The organism is Streptomyces flavusporus (genome assembly GCF_046267975.1).
GTDB classification, from domain to species: domain Bacteria; phylum Actinomycetota; class Actinomycetes; order Streptomycetales; family Streptomycetaceae; genus Streptomyces; species Streptomyces flavusporus.
On sequence record NZ_CP176503.1, the window covers coordinates 6,974,868 to 6,992,129 of the forward strand.

At 68.8% G+C, this 17,262-nt stretch carries 9 protein-coding genes; 6 read left to right on the top strand and 3 right to left on the bottom strand.

The window, feature by feature from the left end:
- Positions 1-210: 210 nt before the first annotated feature.
- A complete protein-coding gene (gene pglX, locus ACKTSN_RS33010; protein WP_409472456.1) occupies positions 211-3,972 on the top strand; it encodes a BREX-2 system adenine-specific DNA-methyltransferase PglX in 3,762 nt (1,253 codons plus the stop codon).
- Between the two features lie 65 nt (positions 3,973-4,037).
- On the opposite strand, the gene ACKTSN_RS33015 is transcribed toward pglX, so the two are convergent.
- Both ACKTSN_RS33015 and ACKTSN_RS33020 read right to left on the bottom strand, forming a co-directional pair.
- Positions 4,038-4,229 carry a DUF397 domain-containing protein gene (locus tag ACKTSN_RS33015; RefSeq protein WP_409472457.1) on the bottom strand — a complete coding sequence of 64 codons (192 nt, stop codon included), beginning with the start codon at positions 4,227-4,229 and terminating at the stop codon, positions 4,038-4,040.
- Positions 4,226-5,083, bottom strand: coding sequence for a helix-turn-helix domain-containing protein (locus tag ACKTSN_RS33020; protein ID WP_409472458.1), 858 nt, complete (start codon positions 5,081-5,083; stop codon positions 4,226-4,228). The genes ACKTSN_RS33015 and ACKTSN_RS33020 overlap by 4 nt, the downstream gene beginning before the upstream one ends.
- 165 nt (positions 5,084-5,248) lie before the next feature.
- Here ACKTSN_RS33020 and ACKTSN_RS33025 point away from each other — a divergent pair, with 165 nt between their 5' ends.
- Positions 5,249-5,644 (top strand): ATP-binding protein, encoded by a 396-nt coding sequence (locus ACKTSN_RS33025; protein WP_409474982.1) that lies wholly within the window; start codon positions 5,249-5,251, stop codon positions 5,642-5,644.
- A gap of 20 nt (positions 5,645-5,664) precedes the next feature.
- On the opposite strand, the gene ACKTSN_RS33030 is transcribed toward ACKTSN_RS33025, so the two are convergent.
- On the bottom strand, positions 5,665-6,771 hold the full coding sequence (locus ACKTSN_RS33030; RefSeq protein ID WP_409472459.1) for a hypothetical protein: 1,107 nt from the start codon (positions 6,769-6,771) through the stop codon (positions 5,665-5,667).
- 335 nt (positions 6,772-7,106) lie between these two features.
- On the opposite strand from ACKTSN_RS33030, the gene ACKTSN_RS33035 reads away from it, so the two are divergent.
- The 4 genes from ACKTSN_RS33035 to ACKTSN_RS33050 are packed head-to-tail and all read left to right on the top strand — an operon-like array spanning position 7,107 to position 17,255.
- Positions 7,107-11,033 (top strand): PglY protein, encoded by a 3,927-nt coding sequence (locus tag ACKTSN_RS33035; protein WP_409472460.1) that lies wholly within the window; start codon positions 7,107-7,109, stop codon positions 11,031-11,033.
- The gene (gene pglZ / locus ACKTSN_RS33040; protein ID WP_409472461.1) at positions 11,033-13,798 is read left to right on the top strand and encodes a BREX-2 system phosphatase PglZ; all 2,766 of its coding nucleotides are present in this window, start codon (positions 11,033-11,035) and stop codon (positions 13,796-13,798) included. The genes ACKTSN_RS33035 and pglZ overlap by 1 nt, the downstream gene beginning before the upstream one ends.
- The gene (gene brxD, locus ACKTSN_RS33045; RefSeq protein WP_409472462.1) at positions 13,795-15,126 is read left to right on the top strand and encodes a BREX system ATP-binding protein BrxD; all 1,332 of its coding nucleotides are present in this window, start codon (positions 13,795-13,797) and stop codon (positions 15,124-15,126) included. Before pglZ ends, brxD begins: the two co-directional genes overlap by 4 nt.
- The gene (locus tag ACKTSN_RS33050) at positions 15,123-17,255 is read left to right on the top strand and encodes a DEAD/DEAH box helicase (RefSeq protein WP_409472463.1); all 2,133 of its coding nucleotides are present in this window, start codon (positions 15,123-15,125) and stop codon (positions 17,253-17,255) included. Before brxD ends, ACKTSN_RS33050 begins: the two co-directional genes overlap by 4 nt.
- The last annotated feature ends 7 nt before the right edge of the window (positions 17,256-17,262 follow it).

The following is a 17,262-nucleotide window of genomic DNA, read 5'->3' on the forward strand; positions in this document are numbered from 1 at the left end:
CGGGTGCCGGGGTTGCGGGTGTGGTCGGGGCCGCCGGGACCGGGGGAGGTGTCTGAGCCGTCACGGTGATCACCTTAGCGGCGTGATCATGGCAGATGAGAGTACTTTGCCATGACTCCTGCGGGATCTGTTTCGGTCGACGGTGCTGGCAGGATTGGCATGCGATACCGCATGGCGATATGCGGTGGGTGACGTGGTGCTGCGAGAGGGATGCGAAGAGTGACGGTCACGGGCCAGGATGCGCGGGCGGGGCTGGATCAGGCGGCGCTGCTGAAGGATCTGCGGCGGCAGGTCGTTGTCCTTGAGGACGATCTGCGTGCGCGGAGTGAGTCCGAGGACGAGTACCGCGTGCGGCTGGAGTCCGAGTACCGGCGGGCCCGGGAGGCACAGCGTACGGCGGCGACGTACGGCGCGTGGCGGGACGAGCGGGTGACTCAAGCGGCCGTTGCGTGGGTGCTGGCCTGTGTGTTCGTGCGGTTCTGTGAGGATCACGGGCTGATTGAGGCGCCGTTCGTCGCCGGGCCCGGGGAGCGTTTGGTCGAGGCGGAGGAGCGGCATGAGGCGTACTTCCGTAAGCATCCGGATCATAATGACCGGGACTGGCTGATTGCGGCGTTCGAGCATCTTGCGGGGGCCCATGAGACGGTGGCCGGTCTCTTCGACCGGTCGCACAATCCGCTGTGGGAGTTGATGCCGAGCTATGAGGCCGCGACGGAGTTGTTGCGGTTCTGGCGGCGGTGGGACGCGGACGGGCGGATCGTTTACGACTTCTCGCATCTGGAGTGGGACACGCGGTTCCTCGGTGACCTGTACCAGGACCTGAGTGACCATGCGCGGAAGACGTACGCGCTGTTGCAGACCCCGGAGTTCGTCGAGGAGTTCATCCTCGATCTGACGCTGGAGCCGGCCGTCGAGGAGTTCGGGCTGGATCCGGTGGTGGAGGGGCCGGGGGGTGTCGAGCGGCGAGGGCTGCGGACGATCGACCCCGCGTGTGGGTCCGGGCACTTCCTGCTGGGCATCTTCGAGCGGCTCGTGGAGAAGTGGCGGGAGGCGGAGCCGGGCGCGGACGAGTGGTCGGTGGTGCGGAGGGCTCTGGAGTCCGTCCACGGGTGCGACAAGAATCCGTTCGCGGTGAGCATCGCTCGGTTCCGGTTGCTGGTCGCGGCTATGCGGGCAGCGGGGGCTGAGCGGTTGGCGGATGCGCCGGTATTCCCCATCAATGTGGCGGTGGGGGACTCGTTGCTTCATGGGCGGGATGCGGCGGGCATTCAGACGGATTTGGGTACGTTGTTTGCGGAGGTGGAGGAGGGCGGCTCTGGGGGTGGGGGTGCCTTTGTTTACTCTACGGAGGATGTGGGGGAGTTCGCCCGGAGGGTTGATCTTCTGGGGCGCGGATCGTATCACGTGGTGGTGGGGAATCCGCCGTATATTACGGTGAAGGACAAGCAGGAGAACGAGAACTATCGGGCAGCTTATGACGCTTGTGCGGGAGCTTATGCCTTGTCGGTTCCGTTCGCGCAGCGCCTATTCGAACTGGCGGTGAAGGGTGCCGGTGGTTCGACGGGCGGGGGTGGTTTTGTCGGGCAGATCACTGCAAACTCCTTCATGAAGAGGGAGTTCGGTAGGAAGCTGATCGAGCTGATCTTCCGGAACCGGGTCGAACTTTCACATGTGATCGATACGTCAGGAGCGTTCATTCCGGGGCACGGTACGCCGACGGTGATTCTTGTGGGGCGGAACCGGGTGCCGAATCCTGAACGCGCGGTTCGGGCGGTACTGGGGGTTCGGGGGGAGCCGTCACAACCAGCTCATGCGGAGGAGGCCCATGTCTGGCGGGCGATTGTTGAACAGGTGGGCAGGCCCGGAAGTGAGTCCGAGTGGGTGACTGTTGAGGACGCGGGGGCGGCGGTATTTGTATCGCACCCTTGGTCGGTAAGTGGTGGCGGGGCGGGAGGACTTCAGCAGCGCTTGGAATCGGCTGCAGTTGGAGTGCTCGACAGTCAGGTGTCGTCGATCGGCTTCGGCGCCGTGACGCGCGCGGATGATGTCTACACGCTAGGTGAGGGTGCCCTCCGACGTGCACACATCCCGAGCCAGCTCAGCCGCCCCATGGTAGATGGTGAGTCCACTCGGGACTGGCGAATCGTGGATCCACTCGCGGTGCTATGGCCCTATGACGAGGCTGATCCAATGAGGGCGCTGGGCGATGCGGCCGTCCATCGGCTGACATGGTCGAACCGTGTGATTCTCCGTGACCGCGTTGCCTATGGAAAAACGCAGCTGGAGCGCGGGCTCGAATGGTTTGAGTACTCGATGTTCTTCGCACACCGCTACGGGGGATTGACGCTCGCCTTCGCATGTGTGGCCACGCACAACCACTTCGTTCTGGATCGGGGTGGGAAAGTCTTCAATCGGCACGCCCCCGTTATCAAGCTGCCGGAGGGGGCGGAAGAGGACAGGCACGTGGAATTGCTTGGACTCCTGAACTCTTCCACGGCCTGCTTCTGGTTGAAACAGGTGAGTCAAGGCAAGGGTGGCAGCGGTCTCGGTCGTGGGCTTCAGGACGAGGATTGGGAGGAGCGGTACGAGTTCACTGGGACCAAGCTGCAAGACTTCCCCTTGCCCGAGCGGCTGCCCCTGGCCGTTGGGCGCGTGTTGGACTCCTTGGCCCAAGAGTCGGCCAGAGTGGACCCCTCCGCTCTCAGTGAGAGGGGCGCTCCGACTCGTGACGCCCTTGATCGCGCTAGCGCCGAGTACTCGCGCATCAGGCAGTGCATGATTGCCCTCCAGGAAGAGCTGGACTGGCAGGTGTACAGCCTGTACGGCCTGTTGTCTGAAGCCGATCTAGCGCGTAGCACCATCCCGTCACTCGACCCGGATACCATCCCGGAAGTGCGGCTTGGAGAGCGGGCTTTCGAGATTGTGCTGGCTCGGAAGCGGATGGCCGACGAGATTGACACCGCGTGGTTCGAGCGGCATGGGTCGACGCCTGTTACCGAAGTTCCAGAGCGCTGGCCCGACTGGTACCGAGACATCGTGCAGGCCCGAATCGACATCATCGAGCGCCGCAAAGACATCGCGCTCATTGAACGGCCCGAGTGCAAGCGGCGGTGGTCCGTCGAGCCCTGGGAGAAAAAGGAGAAGGCCGCTCTGCGCACCTGGTTGCTGGACCGGTGCGAGGACCCTGCGCTCTGGTTCAGCTTGCGTGAGGGTGTGAAGCAGCCTCGTACGCTCACCGTCAACCAGCTTGCGGATGCCCTGAGTTCCGACGCTGACTTCAACTCCGTCGCTGCTCTATACGCCTCTGACCACCTCAACAAGCCGGACCTCCCCCTCGGGCAGGTGCTCGCCGATGTCATCGCTGACGAGCACGTGCCGTACCTCGCCGCCATGCGCTACAAGGACCCCGGCCTGCGCAAGCGGGAGCAGTGGGAAGAGGTTTGGGATCAGCAGAGGGAGGAGGATCGGACCGGGCAGCGGCTCGATATCCCCGTGCCGCCTAAGTACTCGTCCGCCGACTTCCTCAAGCACTCCTACTGGTCCCACCGCGGCAAGCTGGACGTGCCCAAGGAGCGGTTCATCTCCTATCTGGATGCCGGGCCCGACGCCGATCCGACCGTGCTGCTTGGGTGGGCCGGGTGGGATCACAAGGATCAGGCTCAGGCGCTCATCAACCTCATTGAGGACCGTACTGACCAGAGCGGTTGGGGCACCGAGCGGCTCACCCCCTTGCTCGCCGGGCTGCACGAGGTCATGCCCTGGGTGCGGCAGTGGCACGGTGAGTACGACGCCGAGTGGGAGTCAGTGCCGGCGGAGGACTGCGATGCGTTCCTCGATGAGCAGCTGGGCAAGCATCGGCTCAGCGCGACGGATCTCAAGGCCTGGCGGCCGGTGAAGCGGGCGCGGGGGCGTAAGGCTGCGGCCTCGAAGAAGGCGAGCGCCCCAGAGCAGCCCGCCCTCGACGTCGAGTAGGTACGGCGTGCCAGTGGGGCTGCCGGAGTCCAGAACTCCGGCAGCCCACGGGTGCTGGGTGAGTGTCAGACTTCGGCGTCTGCCGCGTACGCGACGAAGGCGGACCACGTGGTGCGGGAGAGGGCGAGCTGGTCGCCGTCCTTGTCCTTGGAGTCCCGCACGCGGACGGCCTCAGGGCAGTCAGCGACCTCGACGCAGTTGTCCCCCTCGCTACCGCTGTAGCTGCTCTTGAACCACGCCGGTTCGGTGGTGCTCATAGCGCTCCTCGCATGTGTTCCAGCAGGCTCACCGTGGCCCTGCAATCGAGGGCCTGCGCACGCAGCTTGCCATAGCGCTGGAGCAGGACGCTCACGTCCTTCGGTGCCGTGATCAGAGTGCTCGAACGCTGACCCTCGGTGTAGCCGATCCACTGGTTGTCAGGAGTCTCTGCCAGGTACATCTGGCCGTCAACGCCCGCGTGGTCCTCCTGCTGTAGCGGCATGAGCTGGATCTCCACGTTGCGTAGCTTCCCAACCTCCAGGAGGTGGTCGATGAGGGCCCTCGTGACTCCCACTCCACCCACTCGCCGCTCCAGCAGCGCCTGTTCGATGACGAAGCTGAAGGCCGTGTTCGGCTTCTGCGTCAGGAGCTGCTGTCGCTCAAGCCGCGCCGCAGTCTCACGTTCCAGTTGCTCCTCTGTGACGGGCGGCAGCCTCCGCTCGAAGATCGCCCTGATGTACGCCTCCGGCTGCAACAACCCAGGAATCGCCCGGCACTCATACGCATAAAGCGAGATCGCCTCCTCCTCGATCCCCGCCCACTGCACGAACCACGACGCCAGCCCCTGCCTCCGCGTCAGATGCCGTGCCGCCGCCTTGAGGACCCTCGGCGCCTCAAGGACCGTCCCGGCCCGCTCGATGAACCTCACCGACGGGAACCGCTTCCCCTGCTCCAGCTTGGCTACCGCATGCACCGAGTACCGCACCTGCGGCGCGAACTCCTCCTGCGTCAGCCCCGCTTCCTCACGCAACGCCTTCAGGACCGCGCCGAAGCTCTTGAGGCCGTCCGACACTTCCGGTTCACTGCTCGCGACGCCGTCCAACACGCCCGGCCCACCTCCCACGTACGCCACCGGGACATCAACCCAGCCATGGTTACGGGGCGTCACTCACCCTGTCCACTCGGTGAACCCACCCAGTCGCGGCTGTACCAGTGTCGTGGCTGTTGTGCCGCCCGACCTCCCGCGACGCTGGACCGCATGACCGCACCTCAGGCCCAACCAGCCGTCACTGTACGTATGTTCTACCAGCAGTTCAGCGCGACCCGGCGCGGCGCCCGCCTCGCCCGCCGCCTTGCCACGCACCAACTCGACGTCTGGGGACTCCCGTTCGGGTCCGCCGTCTCCGACGCCGTGGCTCTCGTCGTCGCCGAGCTGGCCTCCAACGCCGTACTCCACGCCCACGTACCGGGCCGCGACTTCGCCCTCCGCCTTGAGCGCCGTACGGACGCGCTCCGCGTCGAGGTCGCCGATGCCCGAGGCGACCGCTGTGTCACCGCGTCGCCGATGGCGGGAGACGCGACGACCGAGCACGGCCGTGGCCTCGTCATCGTCGAAGCTCTCGCGTCCCGTTGGGGCATCACCGACCGCCCAGGACCCGGAAAGGTCGTATGGGCCGAGATCGACCTCCGCTGAGGCCCCGGCACAAGCAACCGTCATGGCAGGGGAACCGCCGGCGGGCTGGCCCGCTGCCAGTAGTGCAGCACCGGAGGATGCGCGACCTCCTCCCCGAGGTCGGAGGTCAGCAGGTGATGCCGCGCGACCGCGTCGTCGACGATCTGCCGCCACCACTCCAGCCGGTCCGGGCCCGCATCGGCCGAGATCAACTCGTCGTGCAGCGCGTACAGCTCACACGTGTTGTGCCACTGCGACTCGCGCACATCGGCGTTGCTCTCGCTGAACCGCGACAACTCGGCGCCCTCGCACATCGTGCACCCGCACGTCCACGGTTCCACGCGCGCGAACCAGTTCTGGAGCACCTCCACCCGGTGATACTTCAGCAGGTCGCGGACGAGCACCACCGGATACGGCCGCCAGCCCCGCCCCTTGCTGCGCGGGTCCATGCCGTGGCGGAGCATGGCGGTCACCCCCACCGCCGTGCCCAGCGCCCCGTGTGCCAGCGCGTCGAACGCCGCCAGGTCCGTACGCCACAGCAGCAGACGCGGGCACGACCGGCACAGCACGCGCAGCCCCTCGGCCACGCCCACCCGCTCCAAGGGGTCCTTGTAGTGCTGCATGATCAGCGCCACCGGATGCCGGCTGGCCCGTACCGCCGCCATCAGGTGCAGCAGCGACTCGTCCCGCAGCCAGCGGTAGCTGCACGGCAGCAGGACGACTGTGTCCGTCCGCTCCAGCCGGTTGGCCTGGGCGATCACCGCGCGCAGGACGCGGGCGTCGCCGTCCTCGTCCGGCGGTATGAAGCAGGTCGGGGTCACCGCGAACGCCGCCTTGTTGGCGAGCTGGCCGTTCAGGACCTCCTCCAGGCCGGAGAAGTCGAGCGCGTGCCAGCCGTCGGCCGCCTGATAGCCGAAAGGGCGGTCGACGGTCGCGACCCGGTGCTCGTGGCCGCCGTAGTCCACGGCCACGACCGTGTCCGGGTAGCTGTTGCGTATGTTCCGGCACCTCACCGCCGCATCGGCACCCGTGAGGAGCAGCCCTCCGGCGTTTCCGTCTATGTACGGCAGCAGGCCGATCGCCGACCTGTCGTTCACCATGATCAGTAACCGGTCGCGCAGTAAGCCCTCGATCCCGTCGCCCCCCATGGGGTCCCCCTCGCGGTGATGAAGCACGTCGGCACGTCGTCCCGCTGCTCACGAGTGTCGGAGCCGGTCGAAAAGGAGCGCAAGACGGTCGTATGCGGGCGTAAGCGGTTCTCGGCCAGGCCGCCGCCAGGGCCACACCCAGGCGAATGTCACGGAGAGGTGCAGCTTTGTCACATCCCGCGATGAATTCGTCCGCTTGCGTCGCTCAACGTGACACCCACGTCACGGAACTTGCGTCTGGCCTGGGCACAAGGCATGGCAAGACTGGCAAGATTGGATGTCGCGCGTGCGATCAGCGCGCCCCGACTGCTGCCGAGTGAGGGAACGAGAGCCGGATGCCCACCAGCGAGCTCTTCCTGAAGGATGTCATCGACATCAAGGAAGACGTCCATGCCGGCGATTTCAAGGTCGAGCTGTCCGGCGGGTTCACCGAAACCGATGCCCGCGTCGCCGAGTACGTGGTCACCGAGCAGCTGCAAGGGGCGTTCCGTAGTGCGCTCGGGCTGGTCGGGGCGGCGGTCAGGTCGGGGAACTCGCACGCCGCCTACCTGCACGGTTCGTTCGGTGCCGGTAAGAGCCACTTCCTGACCGTGCTGCACGCCGTCCTGAACAACAACGCGGCGGCCCGCTCCAAGCCCCGGCTGCAGGAGGTCATCGCCGAGCACGACGACTGGCTGCGCGACAGCCGGTTCCTCATGGTGCCCTACCACCTCGTCGGCTCCACGGACCTGGACTCGGCCATCCTCGGCGGGTACGTGCACGCGGTGCGCTCTCTGGACTCGAACAAGCCGACCCCCGCCGTCTACCGGGCCGACTCCGCGCTCGCGGACGCGCGCAGGCAGCGGGAGTTCCTCGCGGACGACGCGAAGTTCGTGCAGTGGCTCGGGGACGGGGCGGCTGCGGTGACCCCGGGCGGCGGCGGTGCCGTCGGCGCGGACGGCGATGACGACGACCTCGACCTGCTGGACGCGGACGACGCGGCCCCGGCCGCGGCCAGCTGGACCTCCGCCGACCTGAACCGTGCCTTCGACGCGCCCGCCGGAGACCCGTACCGCGAGGCACTCGTGTCCGCGCTGCTCTCCGGGCCCATGGCGGCGTATGCGCAGGGAGCCCGCGGCGACAAGGACGCCTTCGTGCCGCTGGAGAACGGGCTGTCCGTCATCTCCCGGCACGCCAAGTCCCTCGGCTACGACGGCATCGTGCTGTTCCTCGACGAGCTGATCCTCTGGCTCCAGGCGCACATGGGCGAGCAGGACTTCGTACGCGACCAGGTGCAGCGGCTGGTCAAGCTGATCGAGTCCGGGGACACCGACCGGCCCGTGCCGATCGTGTCCTTCATCTCGCGTCAGCGCGACCTGTCGCAGCTCATCGGCTCCGACGTGGCCGGCGCCGAGGTGCAGAACCTGGAGCAGCAGATCGAGTACCTGGCCGGGCGCGTCGACGTCGTCAACCTGGAGGACAGCAATCTCGTCGAGATCATCAAGCGCCGCGTGCTGGAACCGAAACCAGGCATGGAAGCGGCCCGTGACGAGGCCTTCACGCTCGTCGAGTCGTCCAAGGACGAGGTCCGGCAGGTGCTGCTCGACGCCCACGGGCGGACCGAGGCCAGCTGGGACGACTTCCGCACCCTGTACCCGCTCTCGCCCGCGCTGCTCAACGTCCTCGTGGACCTCTCCGGAGCACTCCAGCGCGAACGCACCGGTCTGAAGCTCGTCCAGGAACTGCTGCGGCGCCGTCGCGACGACCTGAAGATGGGGGAGCTGATCCCGCTCGGCGACCTGTGGGACGTCATAGCGTCGGGCACGGGCGAGGCGTTCACCGCCAAGCTGCGCCGGGAGTCCGAGATCGCGCACCGCTTCCACGCGCGCGTGCGGTCCCATCTGCTGGAGAAGTACGGGTCCGTCGACGATGCGCGCCACCGGCGTGACGACCGGCTCGTCAAAACCCTTCTGCTCGGCGCGCTCGCCCCCAATGTGCCGGCTCTGGCACGGCTGACCGGTGGACGGCTCGCCGCGCTCAACCACGGCACGATCAGGGCCCGGGTGGGGTCGGCCGGATCGATCGCGGTGAAGGCGCTGCGAGACCTCCAGGCCCAGGGGTTCGGGGAGCTGAGGAGTGAGGGCGACGCCGACCCGGTGTTCCATCTGCACCTGTCCGACCTGGACGTCGAGCCGCTGCTCGAAGAGGTCCAGGGGGTCGCGGACAACGCCGGGCAGCGGCGGCAGTGGGTCAAGGACCAGCTGTGGGCGGCCTTCGGTATCCGGGACACCCAGGCGTTCGTGTGCGAGCGCGAGATCGTCTGGCGGGGCACCAAGCGGACCGCAGAGTTCGTCTTCGGGAACGTACGCGATCCGCATCTGCCCGACGAGCAGTTCGAACCGCAGATGGACGGCAACATCCGCTTCGTACTGGACTACCCCTTCGACGAGCCTCAGCGCTCGCCCATCGAGGACGTCCAACGGATCGAGAACCTCAAGCGTTCGGGGCGGACTGGGAGCACCGTCGTCTGGCTGCCCGACTTCTTCTCCGAGCAGCGGGCCCGGCAGCTCGGACGGCTCCTGAAGATCAACTATCTGCTGGAGCGGGACCGGCTCGACGACGTCACCGCCACCCGCTCGACCGAGGAACGGATCCAGATCCGCCACCAGCTCAAGGCACAGAGCGACAACCTCACCACCCAACTCTCAGCTGTTCTTGAGCAGTTGTACGGGATCAGCAAGGCGGAGGCCGCGAACGTCGGAGCCGAGGTCCCGGCAGACCAGCACCTGTGGTCGCTGCGGCCCGGCTTCACGCGGAAGAAGCCCGAGCCCGGCGTCGGCTTCGAGAAGAACCTCTACGCCCTCGCCGACGAGATGTTCGCTGTGCTCTACCCGAAGCACCCCGACTTCGACCCCGCTCTCACCCGCAAGCCGGTCACCCTGCGCGAGTTGAAGACGGCGCTCGAATGGATCGGCAGGGCCATGGAGAGCGGCGAACGCCGGGTCGTCGTCGACAGCCACCAGCTGGCCATGGTGAAGAAGATCGTGCACCCGCTGGGACTGGGCGAGGTGTACGACGGTCCGCTGAACGTCTCCCGCGACTGGCGGCTGCGGATCAATCAGAAGGCCTCCGACGCCCCCTCCGGGACGGACCTGTCTGTCGAGGACATCCGCAAGTGGATCGGCCAGCTCGGGTTCACCGGCCTGGAGAAGAACGTCAGCAACCTGATCATCGCGACGTACGCGCTGCTCGACGACCGGACGTGGGTGTACCAGACCTCACCTCTGCAGCAGGCGCCGGAGCTGGAGAGGATCGGCCCCGGCTACGGACTGCGCGCCGTCGAGAAGCCGACCGACGAGGAGTTCGCGACCGCGCGTGAACGGGCCGGCAGGATCTTCGGGGTTCATGTACCGCCCGCGCTCATCGCGCTGAACGTCACCAAACTCGCCACCGGCGTGAAGGAGGTGACCGAGAGGCATCGGGACGCCGTGAGCGGGGTCCGGTCCGTGTTGCAGAAGCGGGCCGAGGAGCTAGGGCTGCGGGGCCCGCAGGGAGCGGACGCTCCGCGTATGAAGTCCATGAAGGCCGCGGCGGACCTGGTGGCTCGGCTCGCCCGCAGTGACGACGCGGCCGTGGTGGTGCGCGAGCTCGCGGCGGTGGCGTACGACGTGACCGACCCGGAGATCGGGGCAGCCCTCAAGCAGGCGCCCGAAGTGCTGGCCGCGCTCGACGACACCAACTGGAAGCTCCTCGACAGCGTGCGCGGCTTTGCCGGGCGGGACGACAGCGTAGGGGACCGGGCGGCACGGCTGATCCGCGTCATCGAGGAGGCGGCGAACGACCACGAGCAGGCCCGCTCGCTCGTCCCCGTACTCGACCAGCTCCAGGACCGGGCGCTGGCCCTCGTCAACGAAGTGGCACGCCTGGCGCAGGTGGCCCAGCCCGTGACACCGCGACCACAGCCGACCGCGGACGACGTCAGCTTCACCGAGCACGGTCAGCCGGTGGTCGAGTCGGGGCCGGTCGTGACGGAGGACGCGCCCCAGCGGTTCGACGGCGGCGAGCGTGCTGTCGTCGACGTACCCGCCCAGGACGTACCCGCTCCGGACGTACGCCCCGCGGCTCCGCATGTCGTCGAGCCCACCCGGCTCGAAGCGTCCCTCGCCGCCACCGTCGCCGATGTGGAAGAGGAGATCAGGTCGTACCTCGCCGCCCATCCGGGCACGCGCATCCAGGTCACCTGGCGTCCCATGCCCACCGACGGCCAGGAGGCCGGACACTGATGGCCGCCGCTCTGCCCCAGGTGGGCCGCCGCACCATCGAGGCGCTGCTCGCCACACACGCCTCCGGGCTCGGAGACCGGCGACTCCTGCTGGTGCACGGGCGCTACACGGCCGGCGCGCCCGAGGAGTTCACCGTGCGGACGGGGGAGGAGACGCGGCGCGTCCGCGTCAGCCACCAGGCGTCCGTCCTGGGCATCCTCGACGAGTGGACGAAGCACCGGGACAAGGCCGCCGGCGTGGACCTCCTCGTCGTCACCACCGGCGTCGACGACGGCCAGATCGGCTGGGACCTGCGCGGGCAGGCGGTGCGGCGGCAGACGCTCACGGTGGAGAACGCCGAGATCGTCATGCAGCGCTTCGGAGCCGCCGGACTCGACCCGCGCATGTACGACGAGGGGTGGCTGCTGGAGGCGCTGCTCGACGCCGAGCCCGCTCAGGGCTGGAAGCGCTCGGGCTCCGTCCTGACGCGGGACGCGGCTCTGCGCGCGCTGGTCATGGCCCGGCTCGGGCTGGGCGACGGTGACGACGAGGCGGGACCGGCGTCGGGCGCGGTCGTCGATCTGGACGCCCTGCTCACGTGGTCCCGTACCCCTGCGGGGCCCCTGCGCTTCGCGGAGCTGGACCAGACCGAACGGGACGAGCTGAAGAAGTGGCTCGGGGAGACCGCCGGCCCGGCCGCACCCGTCCTGATGTCCCTGGCGGAGACCGGACGCGGACAGGACGCGATGCCGCTCGGTCTGCTGGGAGCCGTCCTGCGCGACCAGGCCGCGAGCCCGGACGTGGTGCTCGCCGTGGGCGGGCTGTTCGGCCAGGTGATGCCGCGCCGGACCGAACTGCAGTCCTTCACCGAGGCCGTCGAGGGCGCCCTCATCCGCTGGATCGGGGAGGCCCGGCACAACGCCGACGCACTGGAGCGGGTCTCCGCCGTCCTCAAGCGCGCCGACAAGCTCGCCGAGGACGCCGGACTCACCACGGCCCTCGAATCCAACCGCTTCCTGCCGTCCAGCTTCACGGCCCAGCTGCGGCACGTGACGGCAGCGGCCCGTACTTCCCCGGAAGCGGGGGAAGCGGCCCTGTCCGAGCTGAACGCGCACATGCTGGCCCGCCTGAACACGGACCGCGTCGGCGTGGCCGAGATGGCCGTTCGGATCGCCCGCTGGCTGTCCCTTCCGCGGCCCTCGGTGGCGTCGGTGGCGGCCGGAGTACGGGACCAGGCAGGGGACTGGGGCTGGGCGGACCGGGCGCTCGGCGTTCTGTGGGCCGGCGACCCCGAGGGTGACGCCGCCGCGGGCGAGGACCTTCGTGCGCTGTACGAGGCGGCCAGGGGGCGGCGCGAGTGGCTGGACGAGGAGTTCGCCCGGCGGCTCGCCTCCTGGACGCCGAATGCCACCGCGCTCCACCCCGGCGGCTGCCTGGTCGTCGAGAACGTACTGGCCGAAGCCGTCAGGCCGCTGGCCGGCGACACGGCTCCGCTCGTTCTGGTGCTGGACGGCATGAGCTGTGCGGTCGCGGCCCAGCTCGGCGAGGAGGTCGAGCGCGAGGGCTGGACCGAGGTCGTGCCCAGGGAGGTGGGCTCGGAGGAAGGGCCGCGGCGGATGGCCGCCGTGTCCATGCTCCCCTCGGTCACGGAGGTCAGCCGGGCGTCCCTGCTCACCGGTACGGCCGTCAAGGGCGGGCAGACGAAGGAGAGTTCCGGCTTCGCCGCCTTCTGGAGGCAGCGGCGACTGGACGCCGTGCTCTTCCACAAGGCCGGGATAGAGGGAGGGGCGGGAAGGTTCCTCTCCGAGGAGATCATGGCCGCGCTCGCCTCGGAGGCGGTGGTCGGCGTCGTGCTGAACACCATCGACGACGCCCTCGACAAGGGACAGCAGGGGCGGCGTACCCAATGGAGCCTGGGTGACGTCACCTACCTGCGGGAACTGCTGTCGGCGGCCAAGGGGTACGGGCGCCCGGTCGTGCTCGTCGCGGACCACGGGCATGTGCTGGAGCGGGGCGCGAGCGAAGGACCTGTGGGTGACGAGGACGCGGGGCACGGCTCGGCCCGGTGGCGTACGGGCGCGGCGAAGGACGGCGAGGTCCAGCTGTCCGGGCCCCGCGTACTGGAGGGCGGCGGCACCATCGTCGCGCCCTGGCGGGAGGACATCCGCTACACCGGCCGCCGGGCCGGGTATCACGGCGGAGCCTCGCTCGCGGAGGTCACCGTGCCGCTGCTCGTCCTCATGCCCGACCGCGACCTGGTGCCCAAGGAGTGGGAGGCCCTGCCTCGGGAGCAGGCCGTCCCGTCGTGGTGGGCTCCCCACAAGGGTGGGGGGCCCGAGGTCGTCGCCGTGCGGGAGGCGCCGCGCAAGCCGAAGCGGGGGAAGCCGAAGGAGCAGCCCGCGGGCGAAGGGCTGTTCGCCGCTGCCGAGCTCGTGGCACCGGCCGCGGACGGAGCCGCCCCCGCCACTCTGGGCGAGCGTGTGGTCGCCAGTGAGGTGTACGAGGCGCAGAAGGAGTACGTACGCAAGGCTCCCGAGAGCAAGGTCGTGGCGGCCGTCATCGACGCGCTGGTCGGGGCGGGCGGCACCATATCACCGGCCGCGCTGTCCGGCGCCATCTCGGCGACCGGGCGGGTGCGGCGCAACATCGACGGGTTCATCGCCACCCTGCAGCGGCTGCTCAACATCGAGGGCTACGCCGTCCTGGGCTTCATCGACGCCGGGCACACGGTGAAACTCGATCTGACCCTGCTGCGCGACCAGTTCTTCCCGAAGGAGAAAACGTGACGTCGTCGCCCGACGTGAGCGCGGTCCGGCGGCGGGAAGTCGTCGACGCACTGCGCCGGGGCACCGTGCCGCACTCCGGGCTCGACCTCTTCGCGGTCGGTCTCGACCGGTTCACCGGTGCCCTCGACGAGGATGTGGCCACGGTGGCGCGGGGCGGAGCCGCCTTCCACGCCATCCGGGGAGAGTACGGATCCGGCAAGACCTTCTTCGCACGCTGGCTCGCCGAGCGGGCCAAGCGTGCGGGGCTCGCCACGGCCGAGGTGCAGATCTCCGAGACGGAGACACCTCTGCACCGGCTGGAGACGGTGTACCGCCGGCTCACCGAGCGGCTGTCCACGGCGACCCACCAGCCCAGTGCGCTGCGCGCGATCGTCGACTCCTGGTTCTACACGCTGGAGGAGGAGGTCCTCGACAACGGCGACGTGGACGAGGAGGACGAGGCGGCGCTGGGCGAAGCCGTCGACGTACTGATGGAGCGCCGGCTCGCCGAAGTGGCCCGCACCACACCGGCGTTCGCCGCGGCCCTGCGTGGCTACCGGCGCGCGGTCGCGGCCGACGACGCGGCGACCGCGGAAGCCCTCATCGCCTGGCTCGGCGGTCAGAAGTCCGTCGCCGCGTCAGCACGCCGGGCCGCCGGGGTACGGGGCGACCTCGACCACTTCGCGGCGCTCGGCTTCCTGCAGGGCCTGCTCACCGTGCTGCGGGACTGCGGCCACCCCGGTCTGCTGGTCGTCCTCGACGAGATCGAGACCCTTCAGCGGGTGCGCGGTGACGTACGGGAGAAGGGACTCAACGCGCTGCGGCAGCTTCTCGACGAGATCGACGCGGGACGCTTCCCAGGGCTGTTCCTCGTCATCACGGGGACGCCGGCCTTCTACGACGGTCAGCAGGGCGCGCAACGGCTTCCGCCGCTCGCGCAGCGGCTGGCGACCGACTTCACCACCGACCCGCGCTTCGACTCGCCGCGGGCGGTCCAACTGCGGCTCGCCGGCTTCGACCTGGAACGGCTCGGCGAGTTGGGCAGGCGCGTGCGCGACCTGTACGCGGGCGCCGCCCGGCATCCGGAACGAGTCGAGCAGCAGGTGGACGACGCGTATCTCATGGAACTCGCCACCGCCGTGACCGGCGGACTCGGGGGCAAGGTCGGGGTCGCGCCCCGCGTCTTCCTGCGTAAACTCGTCGCCGATGTGCTCGACCGGGTGGACGAGTTCCAGGACTTCGATCCACGCAAGCACTACGCGCTCACCATCGCGGACGGCGAGCTGACCGAAGTGGAACGCAACGCGGCTGCCGCACGCGCGGAAGACATCGACCTGGAGATGCCGTGAGCGGTATCGACGATCTCGAACCCGCGCTCGTCCACCACATCGTCAACACGCTCGGCTGGCCCGGACTGCGCCCCCTGCAGGAGGAGGCCATCGGGCCGCTGCTCGCGGGCGACGACGCGATCCTTCTGGCGCCCACCGCCGGAGGCAAGACGGAGGCCGCGTCGTTTCCGCTGCTGTCGAAGATGACGCAGGGGAAGTGGTCGGGGACGTCCGTCCTCTACGTGTGTCCGCTCAAGGCGCTGCTGAACAACCTGCTGCCCCGGCTGGAGACGTACGCCTCGTGGCTCGGACGCACGGCTGCCCTGTGGCACGGGGACGTCACCTCCGGTGCGCGGAAGCGGATTCTGGCCGCGCGGCCCGACATCCTGCTCACGACGCCGGAGTCGCTGGAAGCGATGTTGGTGAGCGCGAACGTCGATCACACGTCCTTCTTCTCCGGATTGCGCGCTGTGGTCGTCGACGAGGTGCACGCCTTCGCCGGGGACGACCGGGGCTGGCATCTGCTGGCCGTCCTGGAGCGGCTGCAGCGTGTCGTCGGACGTCCCGTCCAGCGAGTCGGGCTGTCGGCGACGGTGGGAAACCCGGACGAGTTGCTGCTGTGGCTGCAGGGGTCCGGAGCGGGGAAGCAGCCGTCCACTGTGGTCGCACCGCACCTGGCAGATCCGAAGCCCGAGACATCGGCAGCGGCCTCCCCGGCCCCGGCGGACATCCAGCTCGACTACGTGGGCTCCGTCGACAACGCCGCCACCATGATCGCGGCCCTGCACCGCGGCGAGAAACGGCTCGTCTTCTGCGAGTCCCGCAGGCTCGTCGAGGAACTGGGCGAGAAGCTGCGCGCCAAGGGCGTGACCACCTTCCTCTCCCACGCCTCCCTCTCCGTCGACGAACGCCGTCGCGCGGAACAGGCGTTCGCCGAGGCCCGCGACTGCGTCATCGTCTCCACGAGCACCCTCGAACTCGGCATCGACGTCGGGGACCTGGACCGGGTCATCCAGATCGACGCCCCGCTCACCGTCGCCTCATTCCTGCAACGGCTCGGCCGCACCGGACGCAGGCCCGGAACGTCACGCAACTGCCTGTTCCTCACGCTGGACCGCGATGGACTGCTCGGCGCCGCGGCCCTTCTCCTGCAGTGGTCGCGCGGCTGGGTGGAGCCCGTCATCGCCCCGCCGGAGCCGCGGCACATCGTGGCCCAGCAGCTTCTCGCGCTGTGCCTGCAGGAACCGCAGGTCGGTGACCGTCTCTGGCAGGAGTGGTGGAACGGCCTCGGCCCGTTCGGTCAGTCCGCGGAGCCGATCGTCCGGCACCTGGTCGACAACGGCTACCTGGACCAGGACGGTGGACTCCTGTTCATCGGTCCCGAGGCCGAACGGCGCTTCGGGCACCGGCACTTCATGAACCTGACGGCGGTGTTCACCGCACCTCCGCAGTTCACCGTGCTGCAGGGCCGCAGGGAGATCGGCAGGACGGATCCGAGCCTGCTCACCGAACGGATCGACGGGCCAAGGCGGTTGCTCCTGGCCGGGCGGAGCTGGCAGGTCACGTACATCGACTGGAAGCGCAAGCGGTGCTTCGTCGAACCCGTCGACGGCGGTGGCAGAGCGAAGTGGAGCGGTACCGGTCTCGACTTCGGTATCTCCTTCGAACTGACGCGCGCGGTCCGGGAAGTGCTCCTTGGCGCGAACCCGCCCGTGGACCTCACGGCGCGAGCGGAGAAGTACCTGGCCGAAGCGCGGGAGCACTTCGTGGAAGAGGTGCATCCCGGAGGCACGGTGATCACCCGCGGATCGGGTGGATACGTGAGGTGGTGGACCTGGGCCGGTCATCGGGCGAACGCCACACTCGCGGCGACGCTCGCCGAGGTTGCCGTACCTGCTCAACAGATCAACGACTGCTGGATCCGTCTGCGTGAGGACCTCGACCCCGATGTCTGGAAGCAGGCTTCGGCTGCCGCACCCGACCATCTGTGCCTGCCGGAGGTCGACGAACGGGCGGTCAAGGGATTGAAGTTCGCGGACGCGCTGCCGCCCAGGCTCGCCGAATCGACGCTGGCGAGGCGGCTGGCGGATCTGGAGTCGGCAACGCGAGTGCTCTCCGAACCTGTGCGCTTCGTTGTGCGTCCACGATGAGTGCCTG